At 64.8% G+C, this 14,844-nt stretch carries 14 protein-coding genes, 1 tRNA gene and 1 riboswitch; of the genes, 9 read left to right on the plus strand and 6 right to left on the minus strand.

Annotated elements, in window-relative coordinates; translation table 11 throughout:
• Positions 1 to 2: 2 nt before the first annotated feature.
• Entirely contained in the window at positions 3 to 503 is a 501-nt protein-coding gene (locus HT051_RS14190; RefSeq protein ID WP_174542639.1) for a lysozyme inhibitor LprI family protein, read from the plus strand.
• Positions 504 to 511: 8 nt separating this feature from the next.
• Here HT051_RS14190 and HT051_RS14195 read toward each other — a convergent pair whose 3' ends face one another.
• Positions 512 to 2,146, minus strand: a complete 1,635-nt coding sequence (locus HT051_RS14195; protein ID WP_174542640.1) for a lysine--tRNA ligase — start codon at positions 2,144 to 2,146, stop codon at positions 512 to 514.
• Here HT051_RS14195 and HT051_RS14200 point away from each other — a divergent pair.
• The 3 genes from HT051_RS14200 to HT051_RS14210 all read left to right on the plus strand — a co-directional run bounded on the left by HT051_RS14200 (position 2,145) and on the right by HT051_RS14210 (position 3,312).
• Positions 2,145 to 2,435 (plus strand): hypothetical protein, encoded by a 291-nt coding sequence (locus HT051_RS14200; protein WP_174542641.1) that lies wholly within the window; start codon positions 2,145 to 2,147, stop codon positions 2,433 to 2,435. The two genes, HT051_RS14195 and HT051_RS14200, sit on opposite strands and share 2 nt — an antisense overlap.
• Positions 2,436 to 2,531: 96 nt before the next feature.
• On the plus strand, positions 2,532 to 2,945 hold the full coding sequence (locus HT051_RS14205; protein ID WP_174542642.1) for a tellurite resistance TerB family protein: 414 nt from the start codon (positions 2,532 to 2,534) through the stop codon (positions 2,943 to 2,945).
• Between the two features lie 94 nt (positions 2,946 to 3,039).
• Positions 3,040 to 3,312, plus strand: a complete 273-nt coding sequence (locus tag HT051_RS14210; RefSeq protein WP_174542643.1) for a hypothetical protein — start codon at positions 3,040 to 3,042, stop codon at positions 3,310 to 3,312.
• A gap of 39 nt (positions 3,313 to 3,351) precedes the next feature.
• Here HT051_RS14210 and HT051_RS14215 read toward each other — a convergent pair whose 3' ends face one another.
• On the minus strand, positions 3,352 to 4,248 hold the full coding sequence (locus HT051_RS14215; RefSeq protein ID WP_208454335.1) for a hypothetical protein: 897 nt from the start codon (positions 4,246 to 4,248) through the stop codon (positions 3,352 to 3,354).
• A gap of 396 nt (positions 4,249 to 4,644) precedes the next feature.
• Here HT051_RS14215 and HT051_RS14220 point away from each other — a divergent pair, with 396 nt between their 5' ends.
• The gene (locus HT051_RS14220) at positions 4,645 to 5,229 is read left to right on the plus strand and encodes an HdeD family acid-resistance protein (RefSeq protein WP_246810108.1); all 585 of its coding nucleotides are present in this window, start codon (positions 4,645 to 4,647) and stop codon (positions 5,227 to 5,229) included.
• A gap of 89 nt (positions 5,230 to 5,318) precedes the next feature.
• Here the strand turns inward: HT051_RS14220 and HT051_RS14225 are convergent, their stop codons facing one another.
• Complete coding sequence (locus tag HT051_RS14225) at positions 5,319 to 6,167, minus strand: transporter substrate-binding domain-containing protein (RefSeq protein WP_174542646.1); 849 nt, start codon at positions 6,165 to 6,167, stop codon at positions 5,319 to 5,321.
• 273 nt (positions 6,168 to 6,440) lie between these two features.
• Here HT051_RS14225 and HT051_RS14230 point away from each other — a divergent pair, with 273 nt between their 5' ends.
• Complete coding sequence (locus tag HT051_RS14230) at positions 6,441 to 8,288, plus strand: glycosyltransferase family 2 protein (protein WP_174542647.1); 1,848 nt, start codon at positions 6,441 to 6,443, stop codon at positions 8,286 to 8,288.
• Positions 8,289 to 8,328: 40 nt separating this feature from the next.
• On the opposite strand, the gene HT051_RS14235 is transcribed toward HT051_RS14230, so the two are convergent.
• Positions 8,329 to 8,403, minus strand: a tRNA-Gly gene (locus HT051_RS14235).
• A gap of 94 nt (positions 8,404 to 8,497) precedes the next feature.
• Here HT051_RS14235 and HT051_RS14240 point away from each other — a divergent pair.
• Positions 8,498 to 9,472, plus strand: a complete 975-nt coding sequence (locus HT051_RS14240) for a radical SAM protein (protein ID WP_174542648.1) — start codon at positions 8,498 to 8,500, stop codon at positions 9,470 to 9,472.
• A gap of 180 nt (positions 9,473 to 9,652) precedes the next feature.
• Here HT051_RS14240 and HT051_RS14245 read toward each other — a convergent pair whose 3' ends face one another.
• Together HT051_RS14245 and HT051_RS14250 are read right to left on the minus strand one after the other, a co-directional pair.
• Positions 9,653 to 11,014 carry a sodium:alanine symporter family protein gene (locus HT051_RS14245; RefSeq protein ID WP_174542649.1) on the minus strand — a complete coding sequence of 454 codons (1,362 nt, stop codon included), beginning with the start codon at positions 11,012 to 11,014 and terminating at the stop codon, positions 9,653 to 9,655.
• Positions 11,015 to 11,621: 607 nt separating this feature from the next.
• Complete coding sequence (locus tag HT051_RS14250; RefSeq protein ID WP_174542650.1) at positions 11,622 to 12,800, minus strand: 2'-deoxycytidine 5'-triphosphate deaminase; 1,179 nt, start codon at positions 12,798 to 12,800, stop codon at positions 11,622 to 11,624.
• A gap of 138 nt (positions 12,801 to 12,938) precedes the next feature.
• On the opposite strand from HT051_RS14250, the gene aac(6') reads away from it, so the two are divergent.
• Positions 12,939 to 13,388 carry an aminoglycoside 6'-N-acetyltransferase gene (gene aac(6') / locus HT051_RS14255; RefSeq protein ID WP_174542651.1) on the plus strand — a complete coding sequence of 150 codons (450 nt, stop codon included), beginning with the start codon at positions 12,939 to 12,941 and terminating at the stop codon, positions 13,386 to 13,388.
• Positions 13,389 to 13,423: 35 nt separating this feature from the next.
• Positions 13,424 to 13,502: riboswitch (SAM riboswitch) on the plus strand.
• Between the two features lie 90 nt (positions 13,503 to 13,592).
• On the plus strand, positions 13,593 to 14,789 hold the full coding sequence (gene metZ / locus HT051_RS14260; RefSeq protein WP_174542652.1) for an O-succinylhomoserine sulfhydrylase: 1,197 nt from the start codon (positions 13,593 to 13,595) through the stop codon (positions 14,787 to 14,789).
• Positions 14,790 to 14,844 lie beyond the last annotated feature (55 nt).

Raw genomic sequence — 14,844 nt, forward strand, 5'->3', positions numbered from 1 at the left:
CCATGACCCGAATCCTGCTCGCCGCCTTGATCGCCCTTGCCGGGCTTCTCAGCATGATGCCGGAGCGCGCCGCGGCGGCGGCGGATTTCACGCCGACCAAGCAAGACCGGGAGCGGGTGCGCGATTGCTTGAACCGGCACGCCTCGGATTCGGCGCCGCTGGACGAGGTGGCCGATTGCGCCGGCTCGATCACCGATTTCTGCAACGATCAAGAGACGACGGCAGAGACGCTCTCCTGTTTTCGCCGCCACGAGCAGGTTTGGGATGCGCTGCTCAACGGCTGGTACAAGGGCGCGCGGGACTCGCTGGACCCGGCCTCGGCTGACGCTTTGAAGACGGCGCAAACCGCCTGGATCGCCTATCGGGACGCCAAATGCGGCTTTTGGAGCACGCGATATAGCGGCGGCAGCATTCAGGCCGTGGTCGGCGCCAATTGCCTGGCCGAGGCAACGGCGCAGCGGGCCATCGAAATGCATGAAATCTGGCGGGAAGCGCGGCTGTAGGCCTGGCTTTACGCCGATTTCTCCAGCGTCTCCTTGATCAGCTTGCGGGCATTGTCGATGCCGTAAAGCTCGATGAAGGAGCCGAAGCGCGGGCCTTGCGTCTGTCCCAGCAACACCTCGTAAAGCGCGCCGAACCAGCTCCGCAGCGGCTCGAATTCATGCGTCTTGCCGATTTCGTAGACGAGGTTCTGGATATCCTGCGCGGTGGCGCCTTTTTCCAGCTCGCCGAGCTTCTCTTCCAGCTCGCGCATGGCGGCGGCTTCCTGCTCGGTGGCATCGCGATAGCGCTTGTTGGGCTTCACGAAATCGTGGAAATAGCGCACCGCGTAGCCGACCATCTGGTCGAGCAGCGGATGGGCTTCCGGCGTGGCACCGGGGCAGTAGCGCTGGATGAAGCCCCACAGCACCTGGGCGTCTTCGGAGTTGGACGCCGAGGCGAGGTTCAGAAGCAGCGCAAACGAGATCGGCAGCTCGGCCTCGGGCGGCGTGCCGCTATGGATATGCCAGACCGGGTTGCGCAGCTTGGCGTCGGGCTCTTCCTTGTCGAAAGCGGCGAGATGGCCGACATACTCGTCCACCGCCTTGGGGATGACGTCGAAATAGAGCCGCTTCGCCTTACGCGGGCTCTGAAACATGTAAAGGCTCAAGCTCTCCGGCGTGGCGTAGGTCAGCCACTCCTCGATGGTGAGGCCATTGCCGCGGGACTTTGAGATCTTCTCGCCGTTCTCGTCGAGGAACAGCTCGTAGTTGAAGCCTTCCGGCGGATTGGCGCCGAGGATCTTGGCGATGCGGCTGGAGAGCTTGACCGAGTCGATCAGATCCTTGCCGGCCATCTCGTAATCGATGCCGAGCGCCACCCAGCGCATGGCCCAGTCGGCCTTCCATTGCAGCTTGCAATGACCGCCGGTGACGGGAAGCTCGGTCATCTCGCCGGTGGCCGGATCGATGAAGCGGACGGTGCCGGCCTCCTTGTCGACCGAGTCCAGCGGCACTTGCAGCACTTCGCCGGAGACCGGCGAGATGGGCAGGACCGGGCTATAGGTGGCGCGGCGCTCCGGCCCCAGCGTCGGCAGGATCACGTCGCGCACCGCCTCGTAATGGGCAAGCAGCTTGAGCAGCGTCTCGTCGAAACGGCCGGCGCGATAGCATTCGGTGGCGGAGAAGAACTCGTACTCGAAGCCGAAACTGTCGAGGAAGGCCCGGAGCCGCGCATTGTTGTGCTGGCCGAAGCTCGGCTGCTCGCCGAACGGATCGGGGATCGCGGTCAGCGGCTTGCCCAGATGCTGGCTCACCATCTCTTTGTTGGGGATGTTGTCCGGCACCTTGCGAAGCCCATCCATATCGTCGGAGAAGCAGATCAGCCGCGTGGCGATCTTGTCCTCGGTGAGCACGCGAAAAGCATGGCGCACCATGGTGGTGCGGGCCACCTCGCCGAAGGTACCGATATGAGGCAGGCCCGACGGGCCATAACCGGTCTCGAAGATCACCGGTCCATCCGTTTTGGGCTGTTTTTTCAGGCGCTCGACGACTTTGCGCGCCTCCTCGAAAGGCCAGGCCTTGCTGGTTTCGGCGGCAGCGAAAAGATCGGGATCGAGCGGCGGCAGCGGCGTAGCGCCGGCCCCCGTTTCAGCGGATGCGGTCATGGGCTTGAAAACCAGGCTTGATGGTTCGGTCGCGGAAGCGTTTTTGCTCGCGCGCGGGGAAACTAGGTCGCGCAACGGAACGCGTCAATGCGCGAGGAACGGGCGCTTACTCTTTGTCGTCACCCCCGGACTTGATCCGGGGGGCCATGCCGTTGCCTACCAGCTTGCGCAGCGCATCATTGACGCTCCGAATAGGCTGCGCCGTAACGGCATGGATTGCCACCCGGATCCGGCTTCGCCGGCCCGGGCGCAGGCTCACGTCAAACCCGGCAATGACGAAGATATGTAACGGAGAGGCTGATCCCCAGTCTCCGCGCTTGCCGCAGCCCCGCGAATTGCCTAGCTTCGCCAGCCGATACACCAACTCTTATCCCGGAGCTTTTCCATGACCGATCCGCTGAACCATCACGAAGCGCTGATCTATGTGATGGTGACCATGGCCGCGGTCGACCGGGCCATGTCGGATGCGGAATTCGCCCGCATCGGCGAGACGGTCTCCGCGCTTCCCGTGTTCGACGATTTCGAAACCGACAGCCTGGTCTCCGTCGCCTCGGCCTGCGGCGATCTTCTCGGGGAAGACGACGGGCTGAAGCGGGCGCTGGGGCTGATCAGGGGTGCGCTGCCGGAGCCTTTGCGGGAGACCGCCTATGCCTGCGCGCTGGAGGTGGCGGCGGCCGATCTCGACGTGCCCGATGTGGAGACGCGGCTTCTGGAGATGATCGCCGATACGCTGGAGCTGGATCAGTTAACCAAGGTCGCCATCGAGCGCGGCATCCGGGCCCGGAATATGGTGCTGTAAACATCGGATCTGGCGGGAACGGCGTCCCGGCTTTCCCGTTATCTTCCCAGGTATATTGCGTGCCGGCATGCCGGCGACCATTGCGGAGGAGTCGATGTTGAATTTGCACCGTGAGCAGAAGCCCAGCCATCTCATCGATACGGACGAGCTCTATGCCGAGCTCGACGCCTTGCGGCGTTCGGTGAACTCCCTCACCCATTCCTTCGGCGACACTGCCAGCCACAGGGCCGCGAAGGCGCGCGCCTTTGCGAGCGAGAAGGCCGAAGAGGCCGAAGATCTGATGAAAGATCACCTCGCCGCATCGGTGCTGATCGCGCTGGGTCTCGGCGCCCTGGTGGGTTTCCTGATCGGGCGCAGCACCGACTAGGCGCCGTTCAACGCCCTTCCTCGAAGACCGCAGCCTGCCTCAATGCAGCAGCTTGACGGCACCGCTATAGAGGGCGCCGCCGATGACGCATGGCACGGTGACCTGCGCCTGGCCGAGGGCGGTTGCCGCGACACAGCCGGTGGCGATGCCGATGGAGCCTGCGGTCTCCAGCTTCGACATGCCGTTCGCCTCGACGACCTGCTGCTTCTGCGCCTCCTGGATGGCGGTAAGCTGGTCCTCGCGCACATCTTCGGACTTGAACAGCTCCGCCGCCTCGATGACGTCGCGCAACGGCGCGGCGATTTCTTTCGGCTGGCGGGGCAACTCTGAGCGGTAAAGCGCGATCAGGTTGCGGTTCCGCTCGCCGTAAGAGGCCAGCGTCCATTTCGCCGTACCGCCGATGGTCGCCTTGTCGACGCCCTTGGGATCGCGGGTCCAGCCGGCGGTGAGTTTGCTCCAGGAGAAGCCCGGCTCGTCCTTCGCCTTGGCCCAGCGCAGCGCATCGATGATGCGCATGACCGGCTGGTATTGGCCGGTAGCGGCGTAATAGCCCCAGAGCGTGTAGATCAGCTCGGTATCCTGGTCGAGATCGGCCTGCATCAGGAGCGGCTCCTTGCCGTTCAGATAGTCGGCGATCATCGGCTCGCGCAGCGGCATCTTCGACCGGTAGCGGATCAGGACATCCTCCCAATCGGGACGCCCGGAATAGGCGATGGCCTTGATGATCACCGCCTGCTCCTTGCCCGGCATGGGGAACATGCCGGCGACGAGGCCGGGGCCGTCCTTCGGATTGGTGCCGAGTACGCCGGCAATGAAGCCGGTGCAGAAGCCGCGCTTCTCCGTGTCGCCCAGAAGACCGAAGCGCTGCATGGCGTGCACCGCTTCCGGCAGGCGATACGGCGCCGGATGCTCGCGATAGGTCGCCGCCCATTCCATCAAAGCTTCGGGCGAAGCGAAATCTGACGCGGCGGAGGCCGCTCTAGCGGGTTCGGAAAAGGTGAGGAGTGCGGACGCGAAGAGCGCACCGAGCATGGGAGTGAACGCAAAAATACGCATCGTTCATCAGCCTCTGCCCCCCGGCCCCAGCACGATGACGACAAGCGAAAAGGTTAATTCGCTTGCCGCATAGAAGCAGAATGCGCCCGGTTTCTCAACATTCTCCTGCTCGAAGATTGCCGACTTGCGTTAACCACAAGGCGTCGCGCCGCCGATGCCGAACCGCTTCGAAAACCCTGCTTCTTCATAGTGGGCAAAGGGTATCGGGCCTATCATGCCGCCGATTCGCCCCGGAAAGCCCGGAACCGGGGATAGCCCATGAAGAGGAGAGGTCTGATGGCGACTGCAAACGACGTGGCATTGAGCGAAGCCTTATCGGCAAGCTGGTGGGCGATGGGCCTGCGCGGCCTGTTCGGCATCGCCTTCGGTCTGATCTGCATTCTGGTGCCGAGCGCGGCGATCCTAACGCTGGTGCTGCTGTTCGCGGCCTACATGCTGGTGGATGGCGTGTTCGCCATCGTCTCCGGCATCCAGAAGGCGCAGCACGGAGAGCGGTGGGGTCTGTTGATCCTGGAAGGCGTGGTCGATATCGCCGCCGGCGCGATCGCCTTTCTGTGGCCGGGGCTCACGGCGCTAGTCTTCGTCTACCTGATCGCGTTTTGGGCGGTGCTCAGCGGCTTCCTGATGCTGGCGGCCGCGTTCAGCCTGACCCTGGAGCATGGGCGCTGGTGGCTGGCGCTAGGCGGCATCGCCTCGATCATCTTCGGCATCGTGCTGCTGGTCGCCCCGCTGGTCGGCGCCGTGGTGCTGACCTGGTGGGTTGGAGCCTATGCGCTGATCTTCGGTGCGATCCTCCTGGTGCTGGCCTTCCAGCTGCACGGCAAGCATGAGGAAAAGCAATCCGCGCCCGCAGCCAAGTAGAGCTCGCCGGAGAAGCGGCGACGAGGCGAAGACAAATTCGGGGCGTCTCTCCACGGAGAGGCGCCCTTTTCGTTTGTCTGCCCGACCGCCTAGAAGAAGTTCATCGGGAAGTAGCGCAGGAACAGCTCTTCGTAGCGGCCGGTGGAATGCACCTGCTGCAGGGCGTAGTTCAGGATCTGGGTCATCTGCCGGTCGCCCTTTTTCACGGCGATGCCGACCCCCTCGCCGAAGAACGTCCCATCCATGAATGGCCCGCCGCGGAATTCGCAGCAGCCGTCGCTGGTCACCCCGTTCAGCCAGAAGGTGAGACCAATGCCGTCGCCGAAGGCGAGATCGGCCTCACCCGAGGCGAGCGCGTCGGTGACCGCATCGGCGGAGCTGAAGGCGACAAGCTGGCTTTGTGGGAAATAGGCCTTCAGATACGCCTCGTGGCCGGTGCCTTCGACCACCGCGATCTTCACGTCTTGCAAGGCCTCGGGGCTGATATCGCGATGCGGGCTGTCCTTGCGGGCGATGAAGCGGGCCGGGCTGATGTAGTAGCGGTCGGTGAAATCGGCCTTCGCCACCGTCTCCGGGCTGATGCGGATCGAGGCGATGGCGGCATCGGCGCTGCCGTCGTCGAGCGCGGCAAACAGGTCGTCCCAATCGGTCTGCTGCACGTCGCATTCGACCTCCAGCACCTCGCAGATGGCATAGGCGAGATCGACATTGAAGCCGGTCAGCACGCCCTCCTCGTCGAAATACTGGAACGGCGGATAATCGCTATCGGTGACGAAATGCAGGGTCTCCAGATCGCCGAGATCCGGGGTCTGCGGCACCACATCGCCGCGCCAGCTATCGGGCACGATCTCGGTCTTGGCTTGTGCGAGGGCGGACTCGCTTAGGGCCGCGAGCCCAAGCAGAAGCGCGCCCGCGAAGAGCAGCGCCGTGCAAGGCATCGTGGCAAGGTTTGGCCGAAAACGGCTTGGCCGCAGACGAATCATGGCGTGCTTCTGAAGAAGAGTCCCCGATAGGGTTCTACTGCGCCGCCGCGCCGCTGTCAGCACGAACCAACGAGACTCACCCGTTTTACGTGTAAATTTAGATTTTACACGCGAATTCAATGGTTTCTACACTTATTCCGTGTCCTCGCCTAAACTTCCCCCGCCCTCAAGCGGTCACCACGCCACTTGCGGGACAACAAATCGGGGCGCCGGTTCGGGGGGATCGAAGTGCAAGTTGCGCGTCACGCGCCGGCTTTGCCTGGCGGCGATTCCCGGCGGCTCACCCGCTCGCAATACGACTTCCTGCTTGGCCGGCTGATCGACCGCGCCACCTTAGCCCGAGCACAGGCGCTGGCTTTGCGCTGGGGCGTGGCGCCGCATGAGGTCTTGATCGCCAATGGCTGGATCTCGGCGGAGGATTACACGCGCGCCCTGGCGGCGTTCTGCGGCGTCGGATTCGTGCCGGAGACCCATCTCGATGCGGTGCCGGCACGGTCCAGCGACCGGCCCAAGGATTGCCTGCGGGCCGGCTTGCTGCGCCAGCGGGGCATGCGCCAAGCGGTATTCGCACCGGAGCAGATGGCGCCGATGCAGCTTCGCCGCGATTTCGAGGCGCTGGGCGGGCGTGTCTGCTTCGCCGCATCGCAGACGGTGCGCGGCGCGATCCGGCACCATTTTGCGCCTGAGCTGAAGCATGAGGCCTCCGAAGCGCTCTTCGAGCGTTTCCCCGACCGGTCGGCGAAATCGCCAGTGGCGCTCTGGATGCGTATCGCGCTGGCGCTTGGCGCCATCTTGCTGGCGGCAGGGCTTATCTTCGCCTTTGCCGGGACGGTGCGCGCGCTCAGCCTGCTGATGGTGATCGCCTTCGTGCCGGTGATCGGGCTGCGGATCGCAGCGCTGTGGCATTTCACCGAAGCGGCGAAGACCGAAGCGCCGCCGGCGCGCATGGCCGATGCGGCGCTTCCCGCCTACAGCCTGCTGGTGCCGCTGTTGCGCGAGGCGAAGGTGCTGCCGCGGCTGGCTCATAACCTCTCCCGCCTCGACTACCCGGCGGCAAAGCTCGACATCAAGCTGATCCTGGAAGCAGGCGACTTGGAGACCATCGCGATGGCGCGAGCGCTGGATTTGCCCGGCAATTTCGAGATCGTCATCGTGCCGTCCGGCTTTCCGCAAACCAAGCCGAAGGCGCTGAATTACGCCCTCCCCTTCGTGCGCGGCGAGTTCGTGGCGGTGTACGATGCCGAGGACCTGCCGGAGCGCGATCAAATCCGAAAGGCGGTCGCCGCCTTCCGCGCCGGGCCGCCGGATCTCGCCTGTCTGCAAGGCCGGCTGAACATCTACAATCCGGAAAAGAGCTGGCTCACCCGGCAATTCACGCTGGAATATTCGGCGCTGTTCGACGGGCTGCTGCCGACGCTGGATCATTACGGGCTGCCGATCCCGCTCGGCGGCACCTCGAACCATTTCCGCCTCTCCGCTTTGCGCTGGCTCTCCGCCTGGGACGCCTACAACGTCACGGAGGACGCCGATCTCGGCATCCGCCTGGCGCGGGCCGGGTATCGCTGCGGCACCCTGGCCTCCACCACCTATGAGGAGGCGCCCGCCCGGCTTTGGGCCTGGGTCAAACAACGCACCCGCTGGATGAAGGGATACTTGCAGACCTGGCTGGTGCATATGGGAAGGCCGGTCGCGCTGTGGCGCGAGCTGGGGCCGAAACGCTTTGCCGGCTTCCAGCTGATGGTCGGGGGCACGCTGCTTTCGGTGCTGATTCACCCGTGGTTCTACGCGCTTGCGGGGTACGATCTTCTGCGTGGCGCCTTCTTCGCCGCGCCGGCAAACCTGCTCGCCACGCCGCTTTGGGGGCTGGCGCTGCTCGATGTCACCATCGGCTATGGCGCCGCGATGGCGCTCGGCTTCGCCGCGGCGAGGCGGCGGGGCGCCTATCGCCTGATACCGCATGTGGCGCTGATGCCGCTCTACTGGCTGCTGATCTCGTTTGCCGCCTATCGCGCGCTCTGGCAGTTCCTCACCGGCCGCTTCACCTGGGAGAAGACGGAGCATGGCGAGGCCGGCTGAGGCCCGGCGGGCGGCACAAGACAGCGATTTTTTGAAGGATTGGAGCGGGTGATGGGAATCGAACCCACGACACGTAGCTTGGGAAGCTACTGCTCTACCACTGAGCTACACCCGCGTTCCGCCAAAGCTCCTAGCACGAGCTTCGCTCACCGGAAAGTGTTTGCAGCTTGACTAGGCCAGGCCGCGCTTAGCCCGTAAGCTCGCAAGCGATGACGATCCACACCACGCCGAAACCGATTGCCAAATTCGAAGACCCCGACCGCACCGCCAGCGGCGAGCCCCGTGCGCGCGTGGGGCTGGAGGTTTTGCGCACGCTTTGGATCAACACCGGCAGCCTGTGCAATATCGCCTGCGCCAATTGCTATATCGAATCCAGCCCCAAGAACGACCGGCTGGCCTATATCACCGCGGCCGAGGCGGCAGCCTTGTTCGACGAGGCGCTGGAGGGCGGGTTCGGCACGGAGGAGATCGGCTTCACCGGCGGCGAGCCGTTTCTGAACCCTGAGATGGTCCCGATGCTGGAGGCGGCGCTGTCCCGCGGCTTCCGGGTGCTGGTGCTGACCAACGCCATGCAGCCGATGCTGCGGCCGCGGGTGCGCGATGGGTTGCTGCGTCTGAAAGAAACGCACGGCGACCGGCTCGTCTTGCGGGTCAGCCTCGATCACTACGCCGCGGCGATCCACGATACCGAGCGCGGCCCCGGCGCCTTCGGCAAGGCGCTGGAGGGCATGGATTGGCTGAGCCAGGAAGGCTTTTCTGTTGCCATTGCCAGCCGCGCCGGTTTCGCGGAGAGCGAGGCCGATTTGCGCGAGGGCTTCGCGCGGCTGATCGCGACGCGGGGCTGGACGGTGGAGCCTTACGATCCTTCAAGCCTGGTGGTGTTTCCGGAGATGGACGAGACGGCCGAGGTGCCCGAGATCACGTCTGCCTGCTGGGACATTCTGGGCAAGAGCCCGTCGGACGTGATGTGCGCCTCAAGCCGCATGGTGGTGAAGCGCAAGGGCGCCAAAGCCTTGAGCGTACTGCCCTGCACGCTGCTGCCTTACGATCCGCGCTTCGAGATGGGGGCGAGCCTTGCGGACGCCGCCCGGGCCGACGGCCCGATGTTTGAGGACGGCGCGGTGAAGCTGTGCCATCCCCATTGCGCCAAATTCTGCGTGCTCGGCGGGGCGAGCTGCAGCTGAGGGCTTCCCAGCCTCGCTTTATCCACGTTCGTCATGCCCGGACTTGATCCGGGCATCCACGCCGTGAGCCATCGGCAAGGTCAGCGGTTGCAACTGTGCCGCCGCATTCGCCGCTCGGGAACGGCATGGACCCCCGGGTCAAGCCCGGGGGTGACGACGGAGAATAGGGAGGAGCCGTGCCTAATAAGGATTGTCTTCCGACTTGCCGCGGCTGCGGAAAAACTCCCGCGCTGTGGCGAAGACCACCGGGCTCAGCAGCGCCAGTGCAATCAGGTTGGGGATCGCCATCAGCGCGTTCAGCGTATCGGCTAGCAGCCAGACAAAGCTGAGCTTCACCGTCGCCCCGGCCAGCGGCGCCAGGCACCAGATCATGCGGAAGGGCAGGATCGCCTTCACCCCGAAGAGATACTGCGTGGCCCGCTCGCCGTAATAGCTCCAGCCCAGCATGGTGGTGAAGGCGAAGACGGCGAGGGCGATGGCCGTGATATTGGCGCCGAAGCCGGGGAGCGCGCTCTCGAAGGCGAGCGTGGTGAGCTCCGCGCCGGTCTCGCCGCTGGTCCAGGCGCCGGTGCAGAGGATCACCAGGGCGGTGAACGAGCAGACCACCAGCGTATCGATGAAGGTGCCCAGCATGGCGACGAGGCCCTGGCTCACCGGGCCTTTGCACTCGGCGGCGGCATGGGCGATGGGGGCGGAGCCGAGGCCCGCCTCGTTGGAGAACACGCCGCGGGCGACGCCGAAGCGGATCGCGGCCCAGATCGTCGCCCCGGCAAACCCGCCGGTCGCGGCACTCGGCGTGAAGGCGTCGGAGAAGATCATGCCGAATGCGGCCGGAATCTCCTCCACATTGATGACCAGAACCGCCAAACCGGCGGCGACATAGGCGATGGCCATGATGGGCACCAGCGTGCCGGCCACGGCGGCGATGCGGTGAATGCCGCCAATCAGCACCGCGCCGACCAGCACGACGAGGACGAGGCCAGTGACCCACTGGGGGATGGCGAAAGAGGCTTCCAGCGCATCGGCGACGGAGTTCGCCTGCACCGTGTTGCCAATGCCGAAGCCGGCGAGCGCCGCGAACACGGCGAACAGGAAGGCGAGCCAGGCCCAGCGCTCCCCGAGCCCATTGCGGATATAGTACATCGGGCCGCCGACATATTTTCCGCGCGCATCCTCCTCACGGTATTTCACCGCCAGCACGGCCTCGGCGAATTTGGTGGCCATGCCGACCAGCGCCGTCATCCACATCCAGAACACCGCGCCCGGCCCGCCGAGGAAGATGGCGGTGGCGACGCCGGCGATATTGCCGGTGCCGATAGTGGCGGCAAGCGCCGTCATCAGCGCGTTGAACGGGGTGATCTCGCCCTTGCCGGCGGCCGCTCGGCCCTTCCACAGGAGAGCGAAGGCGTGGGGGATATTGAGGATAGTTCGGAAACGTAGCCCGATGGTCAGGTAAAGCCCGACGCCGAGCAACAGCACCAGCATGGGCACGCCCCAAACCAGGCCTTGCAGCCATTCGAGTGCGGCCTTGATCGCTTCCATTTTGTCCCCCGGTCTTCTTTTTTGGGCGTCGCCGCCCATTCCCCGGCAAGATTTATGGCAGAGATCGGAGCTTCAGGGAACTCGCGGTAGCGTAGCGGCCGTGCCTTCGTGCCGACTGCCTCTCCTTCGAGATGCGAGCAGCACGCTGCTCGCCCTCAGGATGAGGCGGTCTGGGGCTGTGCTTCACCTCTCCCATGGGGAGAGGTCGGCGCATCGCGCCGGGTGAGGGGTTACAGCGTCTCGATGGCTCGCCCCCCTCACCCCAACCCTCTCCCCGCCGGGGAGAGGGAGCAGGCTGTGCCGGACTACTCTCCTTCATCATCCCTGGGCATGACGAAGGAGAAATAGGAGAGGCCCAATGCAAGGCGTCATACCGGCAACAGCCGGTATCCAAATACACGACACGGCATTGTCGCTGGATTCCGGCTTAAGCCGGAATGACGCCCGTAGATGCGCGCCCGCTGGGCAATCCTACGAGCCCCGTCATGCTGAGGTGCGCGCCTTGGTGCGCACCTTGGCGCGCCTCGAAGCATGGCGAGCGTCCCGGCCACGTCTCCTTCGAGGCAGGCCTTCGGCCTTGCGCCTCAGGATGACGTGGCTCTGACGCTCAGCCCTGCTTGAAATGCTTGGAGAGCTTCAGCCCCTGGCCCTGATAGTTGGAGCCGATACCCTGGCCGTAGAGCGTGTCGGGGGTTTCGGTGAGCTTGTCGTAGACCAGCCGGCCGACGATCTGCCCATCCTCCAGGATGAAAGGGATATCGAGGCTGCGCACCTCGAGCACCGCCTTGGCGCCGGGGGCGGCACCTTCCGCGTAACCGAAGCCGGGATCGAAGAAGCCGGCGTAATGCACGCGGTATTCGCCGATCAGCGGATCGAACGGCGCCATCTCGGCGACATAAGCCGGCGGCACGGCGACGCTCTCCTTGGAGGCAAGGATATAAAATTCGTGCGGGTCGAGGACCAGGCGGCGGTCCTTCTCCACCTTCACCTCTTCCCAGAACTGGCCGATGGAGTAAGCCCCGATGCGGTCCATATCGACGATGCCGGCATAGCGGCGGGCGCGGTAGCCGATCAGCTTGGAACGGGACGGCGGCGCCAGATCGATGGAGAGGTTCAGCCCCTCGCGGATCGCGGCCTCGCCCTCGACAAGTCCGAGATCGGAATGGAGCTCGCGCAAGGCCCGGTCTCCGACACGGCCCGGGCGCTCGTCGGCGGCGCTGGGCTGGCTGCCGCGGCGGCGGAAGCGGATCTGGTTCAGGCGCGAGCCGGTCTTCACCTTGATGGAGAAGCTGCGCGGGCAGATCTCGGCATAGAGCGGGCCGGAATAGCCCTCCTCCACCGCATCGAAGCTGACCTGGCGGTCGGCGATCAGCCGGGTGAACACGTCGAGGCGCCCGGTGGAGCTTTTCGGATTGGCGAAGGCGGCAATGGTGGCGCGCAGATTCAGCGTCTCCATCAGCGGCACCAGATAGACGCAGCCGGTCTCCAGCACCGCGCCTTGGGTGAGGTCGATCTCGTGGAAGGTGAAATCGTCCAGCTTCTCGCGCACGGTCGCCTCGCGGCCGGGCAGGAAGCTCGCCCGGATGCGATAGGCGGTGCGGCCGAGCCGAAGATCGATGCTCGCCGGCTGGATCTGAGCCTCCTCGATGGGAGCTTCGCTCGAGCCGATCTCGCCCGCCTTGATCAGGGCGCGCAGGGCCTGCGCCGGCAGAACGCCGGTGCGGGAAAGGGCCGATTTCCCCTGATCGTGGGAAACATCGCCGGAAATGGTCTCGGCTGCTTGCATGGCTTCCATATAATGCGGGTTTCGCCGGATTTCCGGCCATCTTCCGCCTTCTGTGACACGGGAGCCATGACGCGTCACCTTTTGCTTTGGTCGCGAGGCCCCTTCTCCCCTGGATTCACACCGGTATAGGTTTCGCTCATGCAGATTATCAGATGCAGCCCCGACACGCTGGACGCCTGGCTCGGCTTGCGGGCGCAGCTTTGGCCGGATTCCCGTGAAACACACCGGAAAGAGGCCGAAGCCCTGCTGGCGCGGGCGGATGCGGCGGCTTTCTTGGCCCTGCGCGAGGACGGGGAAGCGCTCGGCTTTGCCGAGGTCGCCTTGCGGCATGACTATGTGAATGGCTGCAAAACCTCGCCGGTCGCCTTTCTCGAGGGGCTGTTCGTGGCTGGGGATGCGCGCGGCCAAGGCCGCGCGCGGGCGCTGGTCGCTGCGGTGGAAGCCTGGGTCGCCGAGCAGAACGTCTCCGAGCTCGCCTCGGACGTGCTTCTTAACAACAAAGCGTCCCAGAAAATGCACCAGTCCCTCGGCTTTCAGGAGACCGAGCGCGTGGTGTTCTACCGGAAGGCGGTTCTTCCGCCGCGGTGACACCTCTTGACGCTCGCGCGCCGAAGCGCTTTAAATCCGCAACTCGTGGTGATTTGGCCGGCCGGCTTGCAGCCACGTAAAACAAGTCGCTAAAAGGGCCGTTGTCAGCAAACTCGTTGCTCGCAAACCCGGTCTTTGGCACTTGTCCGAACCGGGTTTTTTTGTGCCCGCCGGCCGGAGATGTTTGGTGTCTGGAGGTGTCCCATGGGGACGAAAAGCGAGAGCGGCAAAGATTGGAAGCTGGCGACGACGCTGGTGCATGAAGGCACCAAGCGCAGCCAGTTCGGCGAAACCTCGGAAGCCATCTTCCTGAATTCCGGCTATGTCTATGACAATGCCGAGCAGGCGGAGGCGCGTTTCAAGGGCGAGGATCCCGGCTATGTCTATAGCCGCTACGCCAACCCGACCGTCTCGATGTTCGAAGAGCGCATCTGCGCCCTGGAAGGGGCGGAGGCCGCGCGCGGCACGGCAAGCGGCATGGCGGCGGTTTCCTCGGCGCTGCTCTCCTATCTGGCGGCGGGCGATCACATCGTCGCCTCGCGGGAGCTGTTCGGCAGCTGCCTCTATATCGTGGAGACGCTGCTGCCGCGCTTCGGGGTGGAGAGCACCATCGTCAACGGCGCCGATCTGAAGGCCTGGGAGGCGGCGATCCGGCCCAACACCAAGGCGATCTTCTTCGAGACGCCGACCAATCCGGTGCTCGGCCTGGTCGATATCGCCGCCGTCTCGGAGCTCGCCCATAAGGTCGGGGCGCTGGTCTTCGTCGACAATGTGTTCGCCACGCCCATGCTGCAGCGGCCGCTGGAGCTCGGCGCCGATGTGGTGGTCTATTCGGCGACCAAGCATATCGACGGCCAGGGACGATGTCTGGGCGGCGTGGTGCTGGGCCCGAAAGAGTATATCGAAGAGACCCTGCACACCTACCTCAAGCATACCGGCCCCTCGCTCAGCCCGTTCAATGCCTGGGTGCTGCTGAAGGGCTTGGAGACGTTGCCCTTGCGCGTTGAGCGGCAGGTGGCGAGCGCAGGCAGAATCGCCGATTTTCTTAGCCAGCAGCCGAAGATCGAGAAGCTGTTCTATCCGGGTCGCGAGGACCATCCGCAGCACGCGCTGGCAACGCGCCAGATGAAGGCGGGCGGGCCGATGGTGGCGCTGCAGGTGAAGGGCGGCAAGGCGGCAGCTTTCCGCCTGACCAACGCGCTTTCGATCTTCAGCATCTCCAACAATCTGGGGGATGCGAAAAGCCTGATCGCCCATCCGGCAACCACGACGCATCAGCGGCTTTCGCCGGAAGCGCGGGCCGATGCCGGCATCTTCGACAACACGTTGCGGCTTTCTATCGGGCTGGAAGATCCGGACGATCTGATCGCCGATCTGGAGCAGGGCCTGGCTGCGGTTTAAGGGGGGCGCGGGCCTTGGACCGACCCTGGGCAGCCCTATCGACGTCATGGCCGGG

The organism is Methyloligella sp. GL2, from assembly GCF_013341275.1.
In the GTDB taxonomy this organism is placed as follows: domain Bacteria; phylum Pseudomonadota; class Alphaproteobacteria; order Rhizobiales; family Methyloligellaceae; genus Methyloligella.